Raw genomic sequence first — 19,978 nt, 5'->3', positions numbered from 1 at the left:
GGGCGGGGGTGGCCGTTGGGGTGCCCTCGCCCTTCCCCCGCTGAATATGGACCGGAGATCAGCCTTGTCTGACAGATTTGGACCCCTTGGCGTCCTGGCACTGATGATCCCGCAGCAAAATTCAAACATGCAGCCCGAGCATGAGATGCTCCGCCCCGACGGGGTCAGCAATCAGACCTATCGGTTTGATATCTCGGTCCAGGATACGGTGCCCGAGACCGCTTGGCTCCACGTCAAAACCTCGGACCGGATCATTGACGTGACGATGAATGCGATCCACGCCGCCTTTGACAAGGTGAACACGGACGAGGTCGATACCATCCTTCATGTGGGCGGGGCCCTTGGGATCGCCGACATTGTCGATGATCTAGAGGATCGCTTGGGTAAACCGGTGATCTCGTCCACCTCGGTCGGTTATTGGTACGCCTTGCGGATGATGGGCCTTGATATGCCGCTGAGCCTTGGCGCGCAGATCACGCGCCACCCCCTGCCCGCCCGCTTTCGCGACCCGACACGCCGTGTCTCGTAGGTTCCGAGGCGGCGCGTTACAGCGCTGCCACGACCAATTCCTCGGCCAGCGCCGCCAGTTGTACGCGCAAGGCGTCCGACAGCGGAATGCCCTTGGTGGATCGTTCCAGCCGCACGCGGTCCATCCTCTCCCCCGGCAGGCGGATCTCGTCCACGCCGGGCATCTTGGCCGAGGATTTCATCTGCCGCCACACGTCATCAATCTCGGCCCGGAAGACATCGGGGTCGGCAAAGGCCGCGATATCGAGGGCAAGGATCATTTGACCGGTGTTCGTAACGCTTGTGGCGTCGGCGTTGAAATCCACCACATCGCGCCCAAAGGCGGCCCCGTTCAGAACGCCCGCAAGGATGCCGAACACCAGCGACAGCCCATATCCGTTGGGCCCGCCGATGGGCAGCAAGAAGCCTTCGCCCGCGCGGGTGGGATCGGTCAGCGGATCACCGTTACGGTCCACCATCCAGCCCTCGGGCATCTGCTCGCCCCGTTGCGCGGCGGTCTTGACCTTGCCGTATGCCGCAACCGTCGTGGCCATATCCAGCACGATCGGCGGGTAATCCTTGGAGGGCAGCGCCACGGCAATCGGATTGGTCGACAGCAACATATCCGTCCCGCCCCAAGGCGGCATATGATTGGCCGAACCCACCGCCAGATAGAGGCCGATCATATTCTCTTGCACGGGCATCCCACAAAACGCCAGACACCGGGCGATGAAGGCCACAAGATCGCTTTGAGAAACAAGATCAGACATTGGAAACCTCTTTGAACAAAAGGAACGGGATATGGGATACCCTCCGGAAGCCGGCACGATCATCATCTGCGGGGACATCACGCCGTTCGCCCGAGGCGACGGGGTGAAAACGCGCTTGATGGTGGGCAAATCCGTGGCCGATGCCACCCCCTTCACCGCCGGCACGACCGTTTTCCCTGCGGGTGCCGCCGCGCCGCTGCATACGCACAACTGTGCCGAGCAGGTAACGACCTTGGCGGGCCATGCCGAGGCAATGGTGCGCGGCGATGTCACTCACTGGGGCCCATGGACACCAGCTTCGTGCCCGCCGACGTGCCCCACTACTTTCGCAACATCGGCGTTGGCCCCCTGACAATCCTGTGGATCTACGCCGCCCGTGATGTCACGCGGACTTTCATTGAGACCGGAGAAACCGTCGCCCATATGTCGCCCCGCGATCAGGTCTCGGCGAATACGGCTCTGCGGTAGATTTGGTTGACCAATTAACGCCATTTGTGACACTCTCCCCGTTAGATAATGACCATAAACAATAAAGTTTCGAGCGAAATCCCGTATATCGCACCGAAATCTGGCGGGTAAATTGGACAACCAATGCAAGACAGAAACCTGACACGCCTGCGGCGCTGGATCGCGACATCAGATATGGCGCGGGGCGCACGCCTGCCGCCGGAAAGACGCCTGTCGGAAGCCTTGGGCCTGAGCCGGGCCGAACTGCGCAATGCTCTGCTGGTGCTGGAATCCGAAGGCCTGCTGGAGCGCCACGTCGGGCGCGGCACGTTCCTTGCCAGAACCCCGCCACCACCGCGCAGCGCCATGGGGATTGACGCCACCATCGGTGCACTGTCAGAGACCACGGGCCCCGTCGATGCGTTGGACGCCCGCGTTGTGCTAGAGCCCGCCCTCGCCCGCTTGGCAGCCCTTCACGCGACACCTAAGCAATTGCGTTCATTGCAGGAAATGTCCGATGCCATGCGTGGTGCACCCACTTGGGCCGCCTATGAAAAGCTCGACCACGACTTTCACAGCCTGATCGCCGCCGCCTCGGGCAACACGATGCTTCTGGCGCTTTTCGATATCCTCAACGGAGTGCGCCAAGTGGTGGTTTGGCGCAGGCTTGCCCCTGCCGACCAGCAGCCCGAGCGGGATTACCATTCGTTTGACGAACACGATGCAATCGTCGCCGCGTTAACCACGCGCGACGGGGCGGCCGCCGCGAAGGCCATGGCCGCCCACCTGCATGCAACACGCGCGGTCCTGACTCAAAGCTACGAGGAATAGCAGCGGGATTAGAACTTCACATACCCCTTAACAGGAGGTCTTGTTTGGCTGATCGCACCCCAGTTCTGTAAATTCTTTCAATAACTTGGACAGGGTGGATTGTGCATGAGACAGGTAGAAGTGGCGGTGACCGGAACAGGCTGGTGTGGCGGAATGCGCGCCGAGTCCTTGGCGAAATCCGCTTTGGTGGACAAGCTGCACATCTGTGAAGTCATGCCCGAGCGCTTGGCCGAGGTGCGCGCGTTATCCAACCCCGCCACGGCAACCGATGACTACCAAGACATCGTGCACAACCCCGCGATGGAGGTGGTCTATATCTCCACCACGCCCGAACCCACGCACTACCCCATCGCCCGCGACTGCCTGAAGGCGGGCAAGCATGTTTTGCTGGAAAAACCCATCGCGATGGAGCTGGCCGAGGCCGATGACCTGATCAACATCGCCGCCGAGCAAGGGGTGAAGTTCACCATCGGCTATTCACAACGCTTCAACCCCAAGATCGCTTGGGCCAAGAAGAACATCGCGGAAGGCAAGCTTAGCAAAATTGTTAACGTCATGGTCAGCCGCCACCTGTCGCGCAGCTTGGGCTCTCGGATTGCGGGGCGGGTGAAATTGTCGCCCGCGGCGATGGAATCCACCCACGATCTGGACTTCGTCTACTGGCTGCTCGATGCGAAGCCGACCAAGGTCTACAGCCAAGGCGCCTACGGCTATATGGAAAAGCTCAACGGGTCCTTTGATTGCATGTGGAACACCGTGAACATGGATAACGGCACGCTGGTGGTGATCGGCGGCGGCTGGAACCTGCCCCGCGCCTACCCCAATTATTGTGGCACCTAGATCGAGATTACCGGCACCGAAGGCGCGTTGATCCTGGACGACACCTCGCGCGATAATTGGTATTCGACCGTGGAAGGCCACACCCAATTCCCCTCTCCACCATGTCGGGCGAACACGTAGACCACATGTATGCAGGGCAAATGGGCCTGGAAACGGTGCATTTTCTGGAGTCGGTCCTGCTCGATCGTGACCCGTTGGTCTCGCCTGCCCGTGCGCGGATGGTGATGGAAAGCTATCTGGCCGCCGATATTTCGGCCGCAACGGGCGACCCGGTGGAACTGCTCCTGTCTAACCAAGCACTGTCGACCCTCGCCGATATGCTCGCGGCGCAGAAAGAAGGCTCCTCATGACCCGGATTGGCGTCGTTGCCATTAGTCAGATGGGCGGCGGCATCGCCCGCTGTCTGGACCGCGCGGGCGTGCTTCACACGGCCCGCGATCGCAAAGCAGAACAGCGACAGGTGGCGGGGCTTTCTGTGGCGGTTAGTGATGATGTGGCGGGTTGCGACGTGATCCTTTTCGTGGTGCCAAGCACAGCGCAAGTCGCGGAAGTTATGGCAGATTTACCGACTCGAGCGGGGCAAGTGGTCGTGGACCTCACGACATCTCACCCCGATGACAGCATGGCGCTGGCAGCCGAGGTTTGGGCCGCCGACGTGGTGTTTTCCTGCGTGTATGACACCGACCAATTGGCCGAGCTGATCGCGCAGGCCCCGGTGTCGCAAACAATCCTGATCTCGCTCAGCACCTGTGACCCGGACCGCATGGCGGCCCTTGCCGCTGACGCGCGGCCGAAAGGAATCACTCTGTTGGAGGCGCCGATTTCCGGCACCAGCAAGGGCCTGGCGTAGGGCGATGTCTTGCTTCTTGTGGCCGGAGATTTGGCCTCTGCCGAAACGGTCACGCCGCTATTGGACGCCATCGCGCGGCACCACATTCATGTGGGCGAAATCGGCAATGGTAACCGGGCCAAACTGGCGATCAATCTTGTGCTCGGCCTTCACCGCGCGGCCTTGGTGGAGGGCTGATCTTTGCCGAAAGCATTGGATTGGCGGGTGGTGAGTTTCTGGAACTCGCCCAGGCTTCTGCCGCCTATTCCGCCGTCATGGATGCAAAGGGCGCGCCAATGGTTAACCGTGATTTCGCCCCGCAAGGTTGCATCGCAAATCGGCCAAGGACTTCTCCTTGATCCAAGCCCAAGCGCAGGCCACCGGGCAAGGGTTGCCATTCACCCGGACCTATCTGGAAATGATGGAGGAAGCCCTGCGCCACGATGAGGGGGACTTGGACAATTCTGCTGTCTTGCTCCCCATCTCTCGTAGCCGCGCCTGACCGGGGTTCAATTCGGCTTTTTCAGCCGCACCTCATCGGGCACGGCAAGCGGAGTATTGGGGCCGTCAATGAATTCTACCGTCGTGAACAGCAAGTCCGTTTCGCCAATGTTTTCAACGGAATGGACCATGTGATCCCCATCACCATAGTCGAAATGCTTGGTCTCTCCGGCGTAGTGCACCACATCATTTATTACGCCGGAAGAGAAGTATCCCCGCGCTTTTCCGTCCCCCAGTGCGGACCAGAAATAGCGGTTCACATGGCGGTGGAAACGGCACCGCCCCCCGGCAGGGATATGCAGGTGCCAGATCCGCATCGTTTCCGTCTCGGACACCAGAACCGACCCCACGCACCCGTTGTCCAGATCGCCCAACATCTCTTGATAAAGGCCATCGGGCCAATGGGCGAAAGCTGTGGGATCTTGGTTAATCACAACATGGTCGGGGCCATGGGTCTGGGAGGTGGTCATGGTGTCCTCCGGGGTTAAATGGCCGTTATCGCGTCCAGATCTTTCTTGAACGCCGCTTTTTGTTCTTCTGGCATCGGGCGCAGAGGGGGCTGCATCGTTAACCAGGTTTCATCGCCGCTGCGCCAGCTTTCTGCGGTCTTCATCGACGCCATCAGTGGGTACTTTGACGCCGTGGCGCGGGCTGTGCGCACGACCTCCATCGCGGCGTCTCGGGCCGGACCCTCGGGGGCATTCTTCGCGGCTTGAACCGCGCGCGCCGTGAGGTTGGTCGAGCCCGAGATAATGCCCGCAGAGCCGGTCGACAGTCCGTCCCACAAGAACGCCTCGGACGAGGGGTAAACGTCGAAATCTTCAGCCACACCGCCCGTCGCCTCAATGAAGCCGCGCGACTGCTCAAAATCGCCGCTGCTGTCCTTGAGACCCGCAATGATCGGGCCAAATTCAGTCTTCAAGCGGAGGACCAGATCGGTGCTGAAGGGCACCATCGACATCTGCGGGAAATGATACAAGAAGATGCGCAGATCATCGCGCCCCACCTGCTCGATCACCGAGGCATAGAAGGCGAACAACCCGTCATCGGAGGCATTCTTATAGTAGTATGGCGGCAGGATCAGCGCGTTAAAATAGCCCGACGCACAGGCCGCAGAGGTCAGTTCGACGCAATCAGGAAGCGAGGGCGCACCGGTGCCGAAAATCACCCGGTCCGCTTCAATTCCGGCCTCCGCGAAGGCGGCAGGCAGGGCCAACCGGTCCGCCATCGCGGTCGAGGTTCCCTCTCCGGTGGTGCCAATGGGGGCCACGCCGTCACAGCCGCCATCGCTTAGCAAATGCTGGCAATAGCCAACGAGTTTTTCCTGCTGCACGCGTCCGTTTTGGTCAAAAGGCGTCACGGCGGCGGCGTAGATGCCGCGTCTTGCTTTGGTCATATCTGTGGTCCTTTGGATTTCGCGCCGCCAACGACGCCCGGCCTGTTGGATACGACAACTTTGATGGCATCGTCGATCCGCTCTTTCGCGTATTTCAGCGCGGTGGGCAGATCGTCCATCGGAAACGTATGGATGTGAATCAAGCTGGCGTCAAAGGTGCCCGCTTCCATGAGGGCCATCGCGCGGTGGGTGGCCGAACGCCCCTCGCCCCGGATGCCATAAAGGTAAATGTTGTTAACCGCCAACGCACCGAGGTCGAATTCCACCGCGTTTTTCGGAAAGGCCGCAAGACAAATCTTGCCGCCCCGGTTGGTCATGGCGACGGCTTGGTTCACCGTCGTCTCATTGCCCGCGCAATCCACGACGTAATCCGCGCCCTTGCCCGTCAGTTACTTCACCCGTGCCACGACATCCTCGAATCGGGCATCAATCACGTGATCGGCCCCCAATTGCAGGCCAATGGCATTGCGGCTTTCGCGCGTGCCGCCAACACCACCGGCGACGCGCCAAGCGCCTTGGCTACGGCCACCGCCAGCAACCCAATGGGCCCCGGCCCGATCACCACGACGTTTTCGCCAGCCACCAAGCCGCCGAATTCCGTCAGCCCGTACATGGAGGTGCCCGCCGTCACCACCAACGTGGCCTCCTCATCGGACATCGCGTCGGGGACCCGGATCAATGTGTAAACGTTGTTAACCGCGTACTCCGCAAAGCCCCCACCGGTGGTGAATCCATTGGCGCGATGGCCTTTATTCCTGTCCCCGTAGTTGAGTCCATAGTTGTGGCACGAGGTATACATTCCCATGCGACGCCGTTTGCATTGGCCGCAGCCCGCGTGGATTTCTACCGTCACCCGGTCACCCACGGCGAATTCATCTACCCCCGGCCCCAGCGCCGCGACGGTGCCCATATACTCATGGCCCGGCGTGTAGTTTTTGTTGAATGGGGGCCCGCCCTCGATCAGCGCCGGGGTGCCATAGGTCAGGATCTCCAGATCGGTGGCGCAGATCGCGACAGCGTCGATGCGCACCAAAACTTCGGCCCGGCCCGGTGAGGGCATTGGCTTATCCGTTAGGGTCAACTCCTCTGGGTCGCCAAGTACCCATGCCCCCATGGTGTCGGGAAGATCATCCCCCAGGCTGCGGCTTTGCTCTGATGTGCGCGCCATTGCTGAAACCCCTCATATTGGTTTACCAATTCCTCAAATGAGGAAGAGGTGATCCGAAGGGTGTGGACGCACTTTTCAACTATTCGAAACAGAATATTTCCATTCTATCAGAATATTGGTTTTCCGACTTAGACATTACAACCAATCATCGCCCCTCCACCCCATAAATCGGATAGCTCGCGCAAAGCTCTGCCGTCATCATCCGAGCCGACGCCAACCGCTGGTCCCGCGAGCCATCATCTGCCGTCACAATGGCCGCAATCTCTGTGCCTAACCGGTCGAAATCTGACGCCGAGAAGCCGCGCGTGGTGGCCGCTGCCACCCCAAGGCGCAGGCCCACCCATTTGTTCGGGTTCGCCACGTCGTAGGGCACCGGATTCTTGTTGCTGGTGATGTTGGCCTGATCCAATAGCGCCTCTGCTTCGCGGCCCAAGATGCCATGGCGGCTCAGGTCCAGCAGCACAATATGGGTGTCCGTCCCGCCGGACACGATGTCGATCCCGCCCGCTTGCAAGGCTCGTGATAGGGCGGCGGCATTGTCCACCACGCGGGCGGCGTAATCCTTGAACGAGGGATCCAGTGCTTCGCCCAGGCACACCGCTTTGGCGGCCAGAACCTGCGTGTGAAGGCTGCCTTGGACGCCCGGAAACACGGAAGATTGCAGCTTCTTGCGCCATGCCTCATCACGCGACAGGATCAACCCGCCGCGAGGGCCCCGCAGGGTTTTGGTGGTGGTGCAGGTCACGATATCCGCATGGGGAATAGGCGACGGATGCACCCCGCCCGCGACCAATCCGGCGATATGGGCCATATCGACCATAAAATACGCCCCGACCTTCTCGGCAATCTGCTCCAGTCGGGCAAAATCCAGCGTGCGGGGGTAGGCAGAGCCGCCCGCGATCAGCAACTTGGGCTGCACCTCCTGGGCGCGGGCCTCGACCGTGTCGTAGTTAATGGTGCCGGTGCCACGATCCACGCCGTAGTGATGCGCCTCAAACCAACGGCCCGAGAGGTTGGCGGACAGACCGTGGCTCAGGTGACCGCCAGCGGCCAGATCTAGGCTCAACACCCGGTCGCCGGGTTTGAGAAGGGCAAAGAACACCGCAAGATTGGCTTGGCTGCCAGAGTGGGGCTGCACGTTGGCATAAGCGCAATCAAACAGCGCACAGGCTCGGTCAATCGCGGCTTGCTCCACCACATCCACGTTCTGCCCGCCCCCATGAAACCTCGCGCCGGGGTAGCCTTCCAACGTCTTGTTGGTCATCTCGTGGCCAAGGGCATCCAAAACGGCACGGCTGACGATATTCTCGGACGCGATCAGCTCGATCTGGGTCTGTTGCCGCGTGAGCTCGGCCTTCAAGGCGTCGGCGATCAACGGGTCAGTTTGGTCAATTGGGGCTGAGAAGTATTGCGTCATCGTTGGGCTCTGCTTGCTTTGAGGGGGCTGCGCGGGTGCGCGACACTTGCACCACACGACCACGCCATCGCCCCATCGCGCAAACGAGATTTACTTCGCCTTAGGCGTAGAATATCTATGCCTAGCATGACCATTCCTTCCAAACGCCCAAACCTGCCGCCCCTGAACGGTCTGCGCGTGTTTGAGGCCGTCGCCCGCCTTGGCAGTTTTGTCGCCGCCGCTGATGAGCTTTGCGTGACCCCCGCCGCCGTGTCGCAACAGATCAAAGCGCTGGAGGCGTGGTTGGGCATGGGGCTGTTTGACCGCCACGCCCAAGGCGTCAGCTTGAATGACGCAGGCCGCAGTGCGGCGGCGGATTTGACCCAAGCCTTTGATATCATGGGGGGCGCAGTGGTGGGCCTGTTGCGCAAGGCCAGCCCCCTGACGATCCGCATCGCGGCATTGCCAAGCGTCGCACACCTCTGGCTTGCGCCGCGCCTTGGGGCCTTGCGGGCGGCGGTGCCCGATCTGCGGGTCTCTGTCACTGCCCGCGAAACGCCGCCGAACCTGAAGCGGGAGCCGTTTGATCTGAGCCTTTTCGTACTGGACCACGGGGACATGGACGACGCACTTGCCATCGCGCGGGATGAGATTTTCCCCGTCTGCGCTCCGGACATTGCCGCACGCCTAACCACCCCGACGGACCTATCGGCTGAGACATTGCTGAGTGACGTGAACTGGCACGCCGATTGGGAGACATGGAACGCGGGTGTGAGCGCTGGATTGGACCTGCGCACGCCGGGGCCGACATTCTCGCTCTACGGCTTGGCATTGGAAGAGGCCAAGAACAGCGCGGGCGTATTGATGGGGCACGGTTTCTTGGTAAACGAGCCCCTGCAGCGCGGGCGTTTGGTGGCGCCGTTTGCCGAGAAGATTGCCCTGAACCGGAGCCTCTGCCTTCAGATTGGCGACACCCGTGGACAAGACGCGGTGATCAACAGGATCGTTGCCGTGCTGCTTGCGGGTTAGGCTGCGCTACAAGCCGTTCACAGGCACTTTCAACACCGGGTTACCGTCAGCATCCTTGGGAATTTCACCCGCCCGCATGTTCACTTGCAGCGATGGGATAATCAGCTTGGGCATCGCCAGCTGCGCGTCGCGTTCCGTGCGAAACGCGATGAAGTCGTCTCGGGTTTTGCCGCCACCCACGTGGATATTGCTGGCCTTCTGCTCAGCCACCGTGGTTTCCCACGCAACCGCGCGGCCCCCCGGCCCGTAGTCGTGGCACATGAACAGGCGCATCTCGTCGGGCAAAGACAGAACTTTCTGGATGCTGTCGTAAAGCTCGCCCGCGTCCCCGCCGGGAAAATCCGCGCGCGCCGATCCGCCGTCGGGCATGAACAGCGTATCCCCCGCAAAGGCGGCGTTACCCATGACATGCACCATGCAGGCGGGCGTGTGACCCGGTGTGGCCATCACGAACACCGGCATCGTGCCGATCATGTAGGTGTCGCCATCATTGAACAGCGCATCAAACTGGCTGCCGTCGCGCTGGAAATCGGTGCCCTCATTAAACACTTTCCCAAAAGTGTCCTGGATCACCATGATATTGGCCCCGACACCGGTCTTGCCGCCCAACTTCTCCTGAATATAGGGGGCGGCTGACAGGTGATCGGCATGGACGTGGGTCTCGATAATCCATTCCAGCGTCAGGCCCTGTTCTTGGATGCGGGCAATCAGCGCGTCCGCATGGGCCGAGGTAATCCGCCCCGCCGCATAGTCGATGTCCATCACCGTATCGACCACCGCACAAGCGTCAGAGGCCGGATCCTTCACGATATAGCTGATCGTATTGGTGCCTTCGTCGAAGAAGCCTTCAACTAGCGGCTCAATATCCATGTTGACGGGGTAGTTGGGCATATCAATCTCCTGTCGTTTTGGATGTCAGGCCTTTGCAGCCATGGCGATCTGAACGCGTCGCGCCACGATGATGCCAAGGCCGAGAGCCCCTGTGAAGGCAAATACCTCCCACTGTCCGGTCCCGAGGGCGGGCAATGCGCCGCCGGGGCAAAAGCCCGCGATGCCCCACCCGATCCCGAAGACCGCAGAGCCGCCGACCAACGGCAGATCAATGTCGCGCCGCTCGGGCAGAAGGAACGCCGAGCCAAACAGCGGTGCAGAGCGGCCGAACACCAGCTTGTAGCCGATGAAGGTCGTGACCAGCGCGCCGCCCATGACGAAGATCAACGACGGGTCCCAAGTGCCTGCAACATCGAAGAAATTCAGCACCTTGGCAGGGTTCGCCATGCCAGAAATCGAGATTCCGACACCGAAGATGATCCCGATCGCGTAAGCAATGATTAAACGCATACCTCAGGCCCCCAATACGTGGCGCACGATGAACACCGTGACCAAAGTGGCAATCATGAACGTGGCTGTGGCCACGATAGAGCGAGGCGAAAGTCGGGCGATACCGCAGACCCCGTGGCCGGATGTGCACCCGCCGCCATAGGTCACCCCAATGCCGACAATAAAGCCGCCCACCAGCAACATCGGCAGGCTGATTGGCACCTGAACCTCGGGCATGTTGCCGCTGACCAGCAAGACAACCAACGGCCCCGTCACCATCCCCGCCACCACGGCGGCGCGCCAAGCGAAGTCCGCGCGCGATGCCGGAAAGATGACGCCCGCAAGAACCCCCGTCGCCCCCATGATCCGCCCTAGAAAGAGCATCAGCAAAGTCGCAGACAGGCCGATCAGCCCCCCACCTAGTAGCGATATCCATGGGGTAAATTCAGTTTCCATCAAGCCTCTCCGGTTTGGTTCTTGGGGTAACGCGCCGCATCGCGTGGGCGCTGGTTCAGTTGATCTATGCCCTGCGCGGCGGATGTTCTGTGACGAAGTCACCAAACCGCACAGAAAAGGCGCGGGCGTCAGCCTGTCGCCAAGTCAGACAGGGCACTTTGGTCCAGTATTCGCACCCGGCCCCGTTGCTGCTCTAGCCACCCGCGGCGCTGGAATTCGTGCAACTGACGAGAAATCACCTCTCTCGCGGTGCCCAGTTCGCTGGCCAGCGCCTGATGGGTGGCGGTAACCTCGGCTGCGCTGTCAGACAGCTCCAGCAAGCGCGCCGCAAGCCGCACATCAATGCGCCCAAAGGCAACGTCTTCGATGATCTTGAACAGCCCGGTCAGGCGGTGCGAATAGGCGGCCAGAATGAAATCGCGAAACACCGGCGAGTCCGAGACAAGGGCGTCGAAGGTCGCCTTGGGCAGCGCCATGGCGGTCACATCGGTTTCCGCGATGCCTTCGGCCAAATAGGCCTCATGGGCCAGCATACAGGCCGTGGTCATGACGCAGCTTTGCCCCGCTTCGACCCGGTACAAGACAATCTCTCGCCCGCTGTCCGAGGTTTGGGAAACCCGCACCGTACCGTTGAGCAAAAACAACAGGTTCTCAGGCACATGACCGGGGCCAAATATCTGCGCCCCCTCGGTCACCCGTATCAACTTGCCATCGGATTGCAGCTTTCGGCGCACAGAGTCCGGTAAACGGGCCAGCCCGGGAAACTGTTGCGTCCAGTCTTTTGGTCCACTCATGTGCATCTCTTGCCTAAGGAAAACAGCGGGCTTTCCCGATGAAGATAGGCTTGCGATGGCGAAGTTACCACCGCCAACAACGCGAAGAATAAGGGGCGGTCAACGCCCGGTTCGCAGCCCTTCACTCGGCTTGCAGTCGCCGGGGAACGCGCCTAATAATCCGGGAAACCCCTTACAATCGGAGACAGTCCATGGACGCTGCCAGCACCTCCCCCCAATCCGCCCGCGCCAAGCCCGCGAGCCTGGTTTGGGACGACCCGTTTCTGCTGGAAAACCAGCTGACGGAGGAGGAGCGGATGATCCGCGACAGCGCCCATGCCTATTGCCAAGAGGCCCTGGGGGCGCGCGTCGTCATGGCCAACCGCCACGAGACATTTGACCGCGATATCATGACCGAAATGGGCGATATGGGCCTTCTGGGCGCGACCATCCCCGAGGAATACGGCGGCATCGGCGCCAACTATGTCTCCTACGGGCTGGTCGCCCGCGAGGTGGAGCGGGTCGACAGCGGTTACCGCTCGGCCATGTCGGTGCAAAGCTCGCTGGTGATGCACCCGATCTTCGCCTACGGCACCGAGGCGCAGCGCCAGAAATTCCTGCCTGAGCTGGCCTCGGGACGCATGGTCGGCTGCTTTGGGTTAACCGAACCGGACCACGGATCGGACCCCGGCTCCATGGTCACCCGTGCAAAGCCGGTGGACGGCGGCTACAGCCTGTCCGGCGCGAAGAACTGGATCACCAACTCGCCCATCGCCGATGTCTTCATCATCTGGGCCAAGTCCGACGCCCATGACGGCAAGATCAAGGGCTTCATCCTCGAGAAGGGAATGAAGGGCCTGAACGCCCCGAAGATCGAGGGGAAATTCTCGCTTCGCGCCTCGATTACGGGCATGATCCAGATGGATGAGGTCTTTGTGCCCGAGGATAATTTGCTGCCTGAAGTCAGTGGCTTGGCCGGTCCGTTCGGATGCCTCAACCGGGCGCGCTTCGGCATCGCCTGGGGTGCTATGGGCGCGGCCGAGGCCTGCTTCCACGCCGCCCGCGACTACACCATGGACCGCAAGCAATTCGGCCGCCCGCTGGCGCAAACACAGCTGATCCAGAAGAAGCTGGCCGACATGCAGGCCGAGATCGCCCTGGGCCTGCAAGGGGCCCTGCAACTGGGCCGGATGTTCGACGATCACAACGCCCCTGCCGAGTTGATCAGCCTGATGAAGCGTAACAATTGCGGTAAAGCGTTAACCATTGCCCGCGAAGCCCGCGACATGCACGGCGGCAACGGCGTCAGCGACGAATACGGCGTGATCCGCCACGTGATGAACCTTGAGGCCGTTAACACCTACGAGGGCACCCACGACGTCCACGCCCTCATCATGGGCCGCGGCATCACCGGTTTGCAGGCCTTCGCCTGACCCCATCGCATGGCCCGGACCCGCTGAAAAGCGCCCCGGGCCATGGCACCCTTTTCGTGCAATCGGTCGCCCTCAAGGGCCGTCTGCGCCCCTGGTCCCGGAGCCCCGATGACCCACGCCCTGCCCCCACGAATGATCGCTTCTGCCGCTCAACCGGGCCGCCCGTGTTAGTCTTTGCGCGGACTTATGTGATCGCGGCGTTAGGCGTCGCGGTCTTTTATGGGTTAGGCTTGCCTTTGCCGTTCCTGCTTGGCCCCTTGGCCTCTTGCCTTGTCGCCGCGTTATTGGGCATCGCGATGAGCGGGAATGCCACGATCAACCACGCGATGCGCACCATTCTGGGGGTCGCCGTGGGCGCAACCCTGAGCATGAGTGTTGTGCTTGGCCTGGGCGCCATGTGGCCTACGCTGCTGATGATGCTGGTGATGACAGCACTTATCGGCGCGGTCGGCATCCCCTATTTTCAGCGTCTTTGGGGGTTCGATTTCCCCACCAGCTACTACTCAGCCATGCCCGGTGGCTTGCAAGACATGCTCGCGTTTGGCGAAGAAGCAGGCGGCGACGTGCGGGCCCTGTCGCTGATCCATGCCACGCGCGTTTTGGTGATCGTGACTGTCCTGCCTTTCGTGCTGGTCGGCGCGTGGGAGGTGGACCTGAGCAACCCACCCGGAGCACCTGCGGCTTCACTTCCGTGGAACGAACTGCTGTGGATGGCGGCGGCGGGGCTTGTCGGCTGGCAGGTTGCCAAAGCCGTCGGCCTGTTCGGCGCGTCGATCCTGGGACCTCTGATCGCCGCAGCAATCCTGGCGATGACGGGCATTTTGAACCACCGCCCGCCCGCCGAGGCGATCTTCGTGGCACAGTTCTTCATTGGCATGACCATTGGCACCAAATACGGCGGCGTGACGGGGCCCGAGGTGCGGCGAGACGTTCTGGCGGCGCTCGGCTATTGTGTCATTATCCTGTTGATTTCAGGCGTTTTCGCCGAGGTTGTAGTGGCCCTTGGGCTGGCGCCGCATATGGAATCTCTGTTGGCATTCGCCCCAGGCGGGCAAGCCGAAATGACAGTGCTGGCGCTGATCGCCGGGGCCGATGTGGCCTTTGTGGTGGCCCACCATCTGCTGCGTATCTTGGCAGTTATCATCGGCGCGCCCATCGCCGCACGTCTGTTTGGTCGTTAACGCCGTTAACCTTGCGCCAAAGACCTCAGGATCGGGCAATCGGGTTTCGCGTCGCCCGCGCAAGTTTCAACCAAATGCGACAGGGTGGCCCGCATGTCAGTCAGGGCTTTGATCTTAGCGTCAATCTCGTCCAAATGGGTCGCCGCCACCGCCTTCACTTCGGCGCTGGAGCGGTCCTTGTCCTCCCAAAGCGCCAAGAGAACGCGGCATTCGTTGATCGAAAAGCCCAATGCCCGGGCCCGGCCTATGAAGGTCAGTTTATGCAGATCCTGATCGCTGAAGTCCCGGTAGCCGTTCGACCCTCGCGCTGGGGTAATCAGGCCGATCTCCTCATAGTAGCGGATCGTTTTAGCCGGCAGATCAGCGGCTTGGGATACGTCTTTGATGTTCATGCTGCCCCCATGCCGCGCAACCGCAAGGCGTTGACGACGACGGAGACGCTCGACAAAGCCATCGCGCCCGCCGCAAAAGCCGGAGATAACAGCAGCCCAGTGAAGGGGTAAATCACCCCCGCCGCCACAGGGATCAGCGCCGCGTTATAGGCGAACGCCCACCCAAGGTTCTGACGGATATTCCGCATCGTGTGCTTTGAGACATCGAAGGCCGTGACCACGCCCGACAGGTCACCGGACATCAACACCACATCGGCGCTTTCAATCGCCACGTCGGTCCCGGTCCCAATGGCGATACCGACATCTGCCTTCGCCAGAGCGGGGGCGTCGTTGATGCCGTCGCCCACAAAAGCCACCGTCGCCCCCTGACGCAGTTCGTTAAGGGCGTTAACCTTTCCGTCCGGCAAGACCTCGGCCACCACCTCGTCCACGCCGACCTGTGCGGCAATGGCCAGCGCAGACGCGCGCCGATCACCGGTAATCATCGCGACCCGCAGACCCCGTTCCCTGAGCGCCGCAATTGCCGCGGCGCTAGAAGGTTTCACCTGATCCGCCACGGCGATCATCGCGGCGATCACACCGTCCACAGCCACGTAGACCACCGTTTCCCCCCGCGAAAGGGGCGCGTCTTCCGCGCTGGAAATGGGGCCGATGGAAATGCCGTCGCGGGCCATGAAACGATCCGATCCCACGGCCACCGTCCGCCCATCGACCTGGGCGCGGATGCCGAAACCGGGGATAACAACGGCATTGGTCGCGGTAAACACGCCCTTGGCGGCCCGCACGATCGCGTGGGCGATCGGGTGTTCCGAAACGGCCTCTACCGCCGCCGCCTGAGCCAGCACAGTTTCACGGGTGAAGCCGTCGGCCAATCTCACCTCGGTCACCTCCGGCCGCCCTTGTGTGATCGTGCCGGTCTTGTCCAACGCGACAAGCCCGACGCCGCTAAGCCCTTGCAAAGAGTCGCCTTTTCTAAACAGAACCCCAAGCTCTGCCGCCCGTCCCGACCCCACCATGATCGAAGTCGGCGTGGCCAATCCCATCGCGCAGGGGCACGCGATGATCAACACGCTGACCCCCGCCACAAGGGCGTAAGTCACCACCGGATCGGGGCCGAAGATCAGCCAGATCACCACGGTTAACGCCGCCAGCACCATCACCGCAGGGACGAAATAAAGCGTTACGCGGTCCACGATGGCTTGGATCGGCAGCTTCGCGCCCTGGGCGTCCTGGACCATACGCGTGATTTGCGAAAGCGTGGTGTCGGCGCCGACCCGTGTCGCACGGATTTGCAAGGGCCCCGACCCGTTCACCGTGCCGCCGGTGACCGCCGCGCCGGATGACTTTTCGACGGGAACCGGCTCTCCAGTAATCATGGATTCGTCGAGGAATGACGTGCCCTCAATGATTTCTCCATCCACCGGCACTCTCTCTCCGGGACGCAGGACGATGATATCGCCGACCCGTAAGGCGTCGATAGCTATGGTTAACGTGGCGCCATCACGCAGCACCCGGGCCTCTTGCGGTTGCAGGCCGATCAGGGCGCGGATGGCGGCGCCGGTCTGGCCCTTCGCGCGCGCCTCCAGGGCGCGGCCCAACAGGATCAGCGTGACGATCACAGCGGCGGCCTCAAAATACACGGCACGAGAGGCGGCGGGCAGCACTCCCGGCGCGAACGTTGCGAGGGTTGAATAGGCGAACGCCGCCGCCGTGCCCAAAGCTACGAGGCTGTTCATCTCGGGGGCGCCCTTCAGCAAGGCCGGCACGCCAAGGCGGAAAAATACCCTCCCCGGTCCCAAAAGGATTAACGCTGTAAAGGTAAACTGGATTAACCAAGATCCTTGCTGACCGAGTGTGACGCCGATCAATTGGTGGAAGGCGGGGAATAGATGCGCGCCCATTTCCAAGGTGAAGACCGGGACTGTCAGGGCCAGCGCGATCCAAAGCCGCCGGAATGCGGCCTCGGTCTCTTTCGCCGTATCGGGCGCACGGGTCGAGGTGTCTTCCAGCACCTGCGCCGGGTAACCGGCCTTGCCAGAGGCTTCGGCCAATTCACCCGCACGCGCCGCATCGGGCGCCACCTGCACCTGCGCCGTTTTTGTGGCCAGATTGACGGCGACCTCAATGACGCCCGGCTCTGCCGCCAAGGCCCGTTCCACCCGGCCCACACAGGACGCGCAGTTCAGGCCTTCGACCGAAAGTCTGACAATATCGTTAGGCATGGAAGCAATCCTTGATCATGGGTGCCGCCTCACTACACCTTCCAGTCACTGGAAGCTCAAGCCCTAATCTGATCCCGACCCTAGGTCACCCGCTGACGGGTTGTGTACTCGGGCCGGTCCCACAGCTTGTCGCGCAGGATTTCCGCAAGGATCGCAACCGCTTGGCTAACGTCGTCCGCATCCAGATACAACGGCGTGAAGCCGAACCGCATCGTATCAGGGGCGCGGAAATCGCCGATCACGCCGCGCGCGATCAGCGCCTGAATGGCGGCGTAGCCTTCCGAGAAGTGGAACGACACCTGCGAGCCACGCTGCGCTGCGTCGCGCGGGCTGGCAAGGGTGAGGTCCGGGCAAGCGGCCTCCACCTCGGCGATGAACTGCTCGGACAGAGCGACAGAGGCCGCACGGACATCGCGCATATCGACGCCATCCCAGACCTTCAAAGCATGCTCCAGCGCGGCCAGTTGGATCACGGGCGGCGTGCCAACGCGCATCCGCTCGATCCCTGCGCCGGGGCGGTAATCAAGATCGAAGGCAAAGGGGGACTCGTGCCCCAACCAGCCCGAAAGCGCGGGGTTAACGTCGTTAATGATATCGGGACGCACGTAAATAAACGCGGGCGCACCGGGGCCGCCGTTGAGGTATTTGTAGGTACAGCCCACCGCAAATTCCGCGTTCGACGCGGTCATATCCACCGGGATGGCCCCGGCCGAATGAGCCAAATCCCACAACATCACCGCGCCCGCTTTGTGCGCCGCCGCGGTCACGGCGTCCATGTCGTGGACCCGGCCCGTGCGATAATCTACCTGCGTGATCATCACCACCGCGACGCTGCCGTCGATGGCTTCCAGCACGTCCTCAGGGGCGACGACGCGCAGCTCGTGGCCTTGCTCGAGCTGTTGGATCAAGCCTTCCGCCATATAAAGGTCGGACGGGAAGTTGCCGCTGTCAGACAGGATCACCTTGCGGTCGGGCCGCATTTTCAACCCGGCAGAAAGCGCCTGATACACCTTCAGTGACAGCGTTTCCCCCATCACGACACTGTCCTTGGGCGCGCCGATCAAACGGCCCACCTGATCGCCAACGCGGGTGGGCAGGGTCATCCAGCTATCGACGTTCCAGCCCTTGATCAGGTTACCGCCCCATTGGTCGGCAACCACGGTCGACACATGCTCGGTCACGCCTGCGGGCAATGGCCCCAGAGAGTTGCCATCAAGGTAGATCATGCCTTCGGGCATCACGAATTTATCTTTTACGGGCAATGTCATAGCTGTCCCCTTACGTTCCAGAGTTCGGGGAACAGTTCCACGTCCAACATCCGTCGTAAATAAGATACCCCCGACGTTCCCCCGGTGCCACGTTTGAAGCCGATGACGCGTTCCACCGTGGTGACGTGATTGAAGCGCCAGCGGCGGAAATAATCTTCCAGATCGACCAGCTTTTCGGCCAACTCGTAAAGGGTCCAATGCGCTTTCGGATCGCGGTAGACCTGCGCCCATGCGTCCTCGATCGCGGCTTGGGCGGTGTGGGGGGCGTCCAGGGGGCCGGTGGGCAGATCAAGGCCAAGGCTTTCGCCCAAACGCGCAATCGCCACATCATAGAGAGAGGCCTGCGACAGTTCCTGCGTCAGCATCCGGTGCAGATCGGGGCGGTGTTCATGGACCCGCATCATCGCGGTGTTACGGTTGCCAAGAATGTACTCGATCAAGCGATACTGGTGGGATTGGAAGCCGCTGGATTGGCCCAAGTCCTCGCGGAAATCGGTATATTCCGAGGGCGTCATCGTGCGCAAAACGTCCCAGGCATTGTTGAGCTGTTCAAAGATCCGCGCCACGCGGGTCAGCATCTTGAAGACCGGCTGATCATCGCCCGCCGCCAGGGCGGTGCGCGCGGCGTCCAGCTCATGCAGGACCAGACGCATCCACAGCTCCGAGGTCTGGTGCTGGACAATAAACAACATTTCGTCATGGGCGTTGCTGAGCGGCTTGGACGCGCCCAGAATGGGGTCCAGGGACAGATAATCAACATAGCTCATCGCGTCCTTGAAGGACATCTTCGCGCCGTCTTGTTCGGGGTTTTCCGCCATCTGTCTTGCAGCCTCTGTCTTGGGATTTCAGTTGGTTATGCCACCAATCAGCAGCGCCGCACCATGCACATGAACCGGCACGGGGTCCAGAGCGCACCCCTGCCCCAACCCATCCAATCCCGCACCTGTGCAAGCGTCAAAACCGGCGTCGTGGTTGGAGCACCGCAACATCTCGGCATCTGGTGACAAGATCGCTTCGCTGCGCCAATCCAGCGGAAGGAATTGGTGCGGGCAGGCGTTCACATAGGCCCGCAACCCCTCGGCCGAGGCGACAAGGATCAGGGGAAAGCCGTTGATATCATAGCTTTTCACGCCTGTTGCGGGGATATCGGCACTGTCGCAGATGCGGGTCCCCAAGGCGGGTGCGTTCGGAAAACTGGCCCATGCGTCTGCGTTCATTT

Annotated in this window: 27 protein-coding genes; 11 read left to right on the top strand and 16 right to left on the bottom strand. The window is 61.5% G+C overall.

What is annotated here, in order from left to right:
* Positions 1-64: 64 nt before the first annotated feature.
* Positions 65-529 carry a hypothetical protein gene (locus AADW23_RS12505; protein WP_341861273.1) on the top strand — a complete coding sequence of 155 codons (465 nt, stop codon included), beginning with the start codon at positions 65-67 and terminating at the stop codon, positions 527-529.
* 16 nt (positions 530-545) lie between these two features.
* On the opposite strand, the gene AADW23_RS12500 is transcribed toward AADW23_RS12505, so the two are convergent.
* Together AADW23_RS12500 and AADW23_RS12495 are read right to left on the bottom strand one after the other, a co-directional pair.
* On the bottom strand, positions 546-1,277 hold the full coding sequence (locus AADW23_RS12500; protein WP_341861272.1) for an Ldh family oxidoreductase: 732 nt from the start codon (positions 1,275-1,277) through the stop codon (positions 546-548).
* Positions 1,270-1,554 carry a hypothetical protein gene (locus AADW23_RS12495; RefSeq protein WP_341861271.1) on the bottom strand — a complete coding sequence of 95 codons (285 nt, stop codon included), beginning with the start codon at positions 1,552-1,554 and terminating at the stop codon, positions 1,270-1,272. The genes AADW23_RS12500 and AADW23_RS12495 overlap by 8 nt, the downstream gene beginning before the upstream one ends.
* A gap of 8 nt (positions 1,555-1,562) precedes the next feature.
* Here AADW23_RS12495 and AADW23_RS12490 point away from each other — a divergent pair, with 8 nt between their 5' ends.
* The 7 genes from AADW23_RS12490 to AADW23_RS12460 all read left to right on the top strand — a co-directional run bounded on the left by AADW23_RS12490 (position 1,563) and on the right by AADW23_RS12460 (position 4,726).
* The gene (locus AADW23_RS12490) at positions 1,563-1,745 is read left to right on the top strand and encodes a hypothetical protein (protein ID WP_341861270.1); all 183 of its coding nucleotides are present in this window, start codon (positions 1,563-1,565) and stop codon (positions 1,743-1,745) included.
* A 123-nt stretch (positions 1,746-1,868) separates the two neighbouring features.
* Positions 1,869-2,555, top strand: coding sequence for an FCD domain-containing protein (locus tag AADW23_RS12485; protein WP_341861269.1), 687 nt, complete (start codon positions 1,869-1,871; stop codon positions 2,553-2,555).
* A 105-nt stretch (positions 2,556-2,660) separates the two neighbouring features.
* On the top strand, positions 2,661-3,395 hold the full coding sequence (locus tag AADW23_RS12480) for a Gfo/Idh/MocA family oxidoreductase (protein ID WP_341861268.1): 735 nt from the start codon (positions 2,661-2,663) through the stop codon (positions 3,393-3,395).
* Positions 3,396-3,535: 140 nt separating this feature from the next.
* Complete coding sequence (locus tag AADW23_RS12475; RefSeq protein ID WP_341861267.1) at positions 3,536-3,745, top strand: hypothetical protein; 210 nt, start codon at positions 3,536-3,538, stop codon at positions 3,743-3,745.
* A complete protein-coding gene (locus AADW23_RS12470) occupies positions 3,742-4,245 on the top strand; it encodes an NAD(P)-binding domain-containing protein (protein ID WP_341861266.1) in 504 nt (167 codons plus the stop codon). The genes AADW23_RS12475 and AADW23_RS12470 overlap by 4 nt, the downstream gene beginning before the upstream one ends.
* A 9-nt stretch (positions 4,246-4,254) precedes the next feature.
* Positions 4,255-4,422, top strand: a complete 168-nt coding sequence (locus tag AADW23_RS12465) for a hypothetical protein (protein WP_341861265.1) — start codon at positions 4,255-4,257, stop codon at positions 4,420-4,422.
* Between the two features lie 157 nt (positions 4,423-4,579).
* Positions 4,580-4,726, top strand: a complete 147-nt coding sequence (locus AADW23_RS12460; protein WP_341861264.1) for a hypothetical protein — start codon at positions 4,580-4,582, stop codon at positions 4,724-4,726.
* Positions 4,727-4,733: 7 nt separating this feature from the next.
* Here the strand turns inward: AADW23_RS12460 and AADW23_RS12455 are convergent, their stop codons facing one another.
* From AADW23_RS12455 to glyA, 5 genes are all read right to left on the bottom strand, one after another.
* Complete coding sequence (locus AADW23_RS12455; protein WP_341861263.1) at positions 4,734-5,195, bottom strand: cupin domain-containing protein; 462 nt, start codon at positions 5,193-5,195, stop codon at positions 4,734-4,736.
* Between the two features lie 14 nt (positions 5,196-5,209).
* Complete coding sequence (locus tag AADW23_RS12450) at positions 5,210-6,121, bottom strand: dihydrodipicolinate synthase family protein (RefSeq protein ID WP_341861262.1); 912 nt, start codon at positions 6,119-6,121, stop codon at positions 5,210-5,212.
* Entirely contained in the window at positions 6,118-6,483 is a 366-nt protein-coding gene (locus tag AADW23_RS12445; RefSeq protein ID WP_341861261.1) for a zinc-binding dehydrogenase, read from the bottom strand. Before AADW23_RS12445 ends, AADW23_RS12450 begins: the two co-directional genes overlap by 4 nt.
* Positions 6,484-6,551: 68 nt before the next feature.
* Positions 6,552-7,289, bottom strand: coding sequence for an alcohol dehydrogenase catalytic domain-containing protein (locus AADW23_RS12440; RefSeq protein ID WP_341861260.1), 738 nt, complete (start codon positions 7,287-7,289; stop codon positions 6,552-6,554).
* A 145-nt stretch (positions 7,290-7,434) separates the two neighbouring features.
* Positions 7,435-8,706 (bottom strand): serine hydroxymethyltransferase, encoded by a 1,272-nt coding sequence (glyA, locus tag AADW23_RS12435; RefSeq protein WP_341861259.1) that lies wholly within the window; start codon positions 8,704-8,706, stop codon positions 7,435-7,437.
* A 117-nt stretch (positions 8,707-8,823) separates the two neighbouring features.
* Between glyA and AADW23_RS12430 the strand changes: the two genes are divergently transcribed.
* A complete protein-coding gene (locus AADW23_RS12430) occupies positions 8,824-9,714 on the top strand; it encodes a LysR family transcriptional regulator (RefSeq protein WP_341861258.1) in 891 nt (296 codons plus the stop codon).
* A gap of 6 nt (positions 9,715-9,720) precedes the next feature.
* On the opposite strand, the gene AADW23_RS12425 is transcribed toward AADW23_RS12430, so the two are convergent.
* The 4 genes from AADW23_RS12425 to AADW23_RS12410 form a co-directional block, all read right to left on the bottom strand.
* Entirely contained in the window at positions 9,721-10,605 is an 885-nt protein-coding gene (locus AADW23_RS12425) for an MBL fold metallo-hydrolase (RefSeq protein ID WP_341861257.1), read from the bottom strand.
* A 24-nt stretch (positions 10,606-10,629) separates the two neighbouring features.
* Positions 10,630-11,055, bottom strand: coding sequence for a DUF6691 family protein (locus AADW23_RS12420; protein ID WP_341861256.1), 426 nt, complete (start codon positions 11,053-11,055; stop codon positions 10,630-10,632).
* A gap of 3 nt (positions 11,056-11,058) precedes the next feature.
* Positions 11,059-11,490, bottom strand: coding sequence for a YeeE/YedE family protein (locus AADW23_RS12415; RefSeq protein WP_341861255.1), 432 nt, complete (start codon positions 11,488-11,490; stop codon positions 11,059-11,061).
* Between the two features lie 128 nt (positions 11,491-11,618).
* A complete protein-coding gene (locus AADW23_RS12410) occupies positions 11,619-12,284 on the bottom strand; it encodes a Crp/Fnr family transcriptional regulator (protein WP_341861254.1) in 666 nt (221 codons plus the stop codon).
* A gap of 191 nt (positions 12,285-12,475) precedes the next feature.
* Here AADW23_RS12410 and AADW23_RS12405 point away from each other — a divergent pair, with 191 nt between their 5' ends.
* Both AADW23_RS12405 and AADW23_RS12400 read left to right on the top strand, forming a co-directional pair.
* On the top strand, positions 12,476-13,696 hold the full coding sequence (locus AADW23_RS12405) for an acyl-CoA dehydrogenase (protein ID WP_341861253.1): 1,221 nt from the start codon (positions 12,476-12,478) through the stop codon (positions 13,694-13,696).
* 164 nt (positions 13,697-13,860) lie between these two features.
* On the top strand, positions 13,861-14,877 hold the full coding sequence (locus tag AADW23_RS12400; RefSeq protein ID WP_341861252.1) for an AbrB family transcriptional regulator: 1,017 nt from the start codon (positions 13,861-13,863) through the stop codon (positions 14,875-14,877).
* Positions 14,878-14,882: 5 nt separating this feature from the next.
* On the opposite strand, the gene cueR is transcribed toward AADW23_RS12400, so the two are convergent.
* The 5 genes from cueR to AADW23_RS12375 all read right to left on the bottom strand — a co-directional run bounded on the left by cueR (position 14,883) and on the right by AADW23_RS12375 (position 19,976).
* Entirely contained in the window at positions 14,883-15,269 is a 387-nt protein-coding gene (gene cueR / locus AADW23_RS12395; RefSeq protein WP_341861251.1) for a Cu(I)-responsive transcriptional regulator, read from the bottom strand.
* Entirely contained in the window at positions 15,266-17,491 is a 2,226-nt protein-coding gene (locus AADW23_RS12390; RefSeq protein WP_341861250.1) for a heavy metal translocating P-type ATPase, read from the bottom strand. The genes cueR and AADW23_RS12390 overlap by 4 nt, the downstream gene beginning before the upstream one ends.
* Positions 17,492-17,571: 80 nt before the next feature.
* Positions 17,572-18,759, bottom strand: a complete 1,188-nt coding sequence (gene kynU, locus AADW23_RS12385; RefSeq protein ID WP_341861249.1) for a kynureninase — start codon at positions 18,757-18,759, stop codon at positions 17,572-17,574.
* Positions 18,756-19,577, bottom strand: a complete 822-nt coding sequence (locus tag AADW23_RS12380; RefSeq protein WP_341861248.1) for a tryptophan 2,3-dioxygenase family protein — start codon at positions 19,575-19,577, stop codon at positions 18,756-18,758. The genes kynU and AADW23_RS12380 overlap by 4 nt, the downstream gene beginning before the upstream one ends.
* Positions 19,578-19,604: 27 nt before the next feature.
* Positions 19,605-19,976 carry a Rieske 2Fe-2S domain-containing protein gene (locus AADW23_RS12375; protein ID WP_341861247.1) on the bottom strand — a complete coding sequence of 124 codons (372 nt, stop codon included), beginning with the start codon at positions 19,974-19,976 and terminating at the stop codon, positions 19,605-19,607.
* Between the last annotated feature and the right edge of the window lie 2 nt (positions 19,977-19,978).

It is taken from the genome of Gymnodinialimonas sp. 57CJ19 (assembly GCF_038396845.1).
GTDB lineage: Bacteria > Pseudomonadota > Alphaproteobacteria > Rhodobacterales > Rhodobacteraceae > Gymnodinialimonas.
Note: the sequence above shows the minus strand (reverse complement) of the source record. Positions and strands in the feature narration are given on the sequence as shown.

Bases quoted from the DNA above. Each gene is read 5' to 3' on its own strand.
- AADW23_RS12450 (WP_341861262.1), bottom strand. From the start codon at position 6,121: ATGACCAAAGCAAGACGCGGCATCTACGCCGCCGCCGTGACGCCTTTT.
- AADW23_RS12405 (WP_341861253.1), top strand. From the start codon at position 12,476: ATGGACGCTGCCAGCACCTCCCCCCAATCCGCCCGCGCCAAGCCCGCG.
- AADW23_RS12490 (WP_341861270.1), top strand. From the start codon at position 1,563: ATGGACACCAGCTTCGTGCCCGCCGACGTGCCCCACTACTTTCGCAAC.
- AADW23_RS12475 (WP_341861267.1), top strand. From the start codon at position 3,536: ATGGGCCTGGAAACGGTGCATTTTCTGGAGTCGGTCCTGCTCGATCGT.
- AADW23_RS12390 (WP_341861250.1), bottom strand. From the start codon at position 17,491: ATGCCTAACGATATTGTCAGACTTTCGGTCGAAGGCCTGAACTGCGCG.
- AADW23_RS12480 (WP_341861268.1), top strand. From the start codon at position 2,661: ATGAGACAGGTAGAAGTGGCGGTGACCGGAACAGGCTGGTGTGGCGGA.
- AADW23_RS12500 (WP_341861272.1), bottom strand. From the start codon at position 1,277: ATGTCTGATCTTGTTTCTCAAAGCGATCTTGTGGCCTTCATCGCCCGG.
- AADW23_RS12470 (WP_341861266.1), top strand. From the start codon at position 3,742: ATGACCCGGATTGGCGTCGTTGCCATTAGTCAGATGGGCGGCGGCATC.
- AADW23_RS12425 (WP_341861257.1), bottom strand. From the start codon at position 10,605: ATGCCCAACTACCCCGTCAACATGGATATTGAGCCGCTAGTTGAAGGC.
- AADW23_RS12415 (WP_341861255.1), bottom strand. From the start codon at position 11,490: ATGGAAACTGAATTTACCCCATGGATATCGCTACTAGGTGGGGGGCTG.
- AADW23_RS12455 (WP_341861263.1), bottom strand. From the start codon at position 5,195: ATGACCACCTCCCAGACCCATGGCCCCGACCATGTTGTGATTAACCAA.
- AADW23_RS12430 (WP_341861258.1), top strand. From the start codon at position 8,824: ATGCCTAGCATGACCATTCCTTCCAAACGCCCAAACCTGCCGCCCCTG.
- glyA (WP_341861259.1), bottom strand. From the start codon at position 8,706: ATGACGCAATACTTCTCAGCCCCAATTGACCAAACTGACCCGTTGATC.
- AADW23_RS12380 (WP_341861248.1), bottom strand. From the start codon at position 19,577: ATGGCGGAAAACCCCGAACAAGACGGCGCGAAGATGTCCTTCAAGGAC.
- kynU (WP_341861249.1), bottom strand. From the start codon at position 18,759: ATGACATTGCCCGTAAAAGATAAATTCGTGATGCCCGAAGGCATGATC.
- AADW23_RS12375 (WP_341861247.1), bottom strand. From the start codon at position 19,976: ATGAACGCAGACGCATGGGCCAGTTTTCCGAACGCACCCGCCTTGGGG.
- cueR (WP_341861251.1), bottom strand. From the start codon at position 15,269: ATGAACATCAAAGACGTATCCCAAGCCGCTGATCTGCCGGCTAAAACG.
- AADW23_RS12420 (WP_341861256.1), bottom strand. From the start codon at position 11,055: ATGCGTTTAATCATTGCTTACGCGATCGGGATCATCTTCGGTGTCGGA.
- AADW23_RS12410 (WP_341861254.1), bottom strand. From the start codon at position 12,284: ATGAGTGGACCAAAAGACTGGACGCAACAGTTTCCCGGGCTGGCCCGT.
- AADW23_RS12440 (WP_341861260.1), bottom strand. From the start codon at position 7,289: ATGGCGCGCACATCAGAGCAAAGCCGCAGCCTGGGGGATGATCTTCCC.
- AADW23_RS12485 (WP_341861269.1), top strand. From the start codon at position 1,869: ATGCAAGACAGAAACCTGACACGCCTGCGGCGCTGGATCGCGACATCA.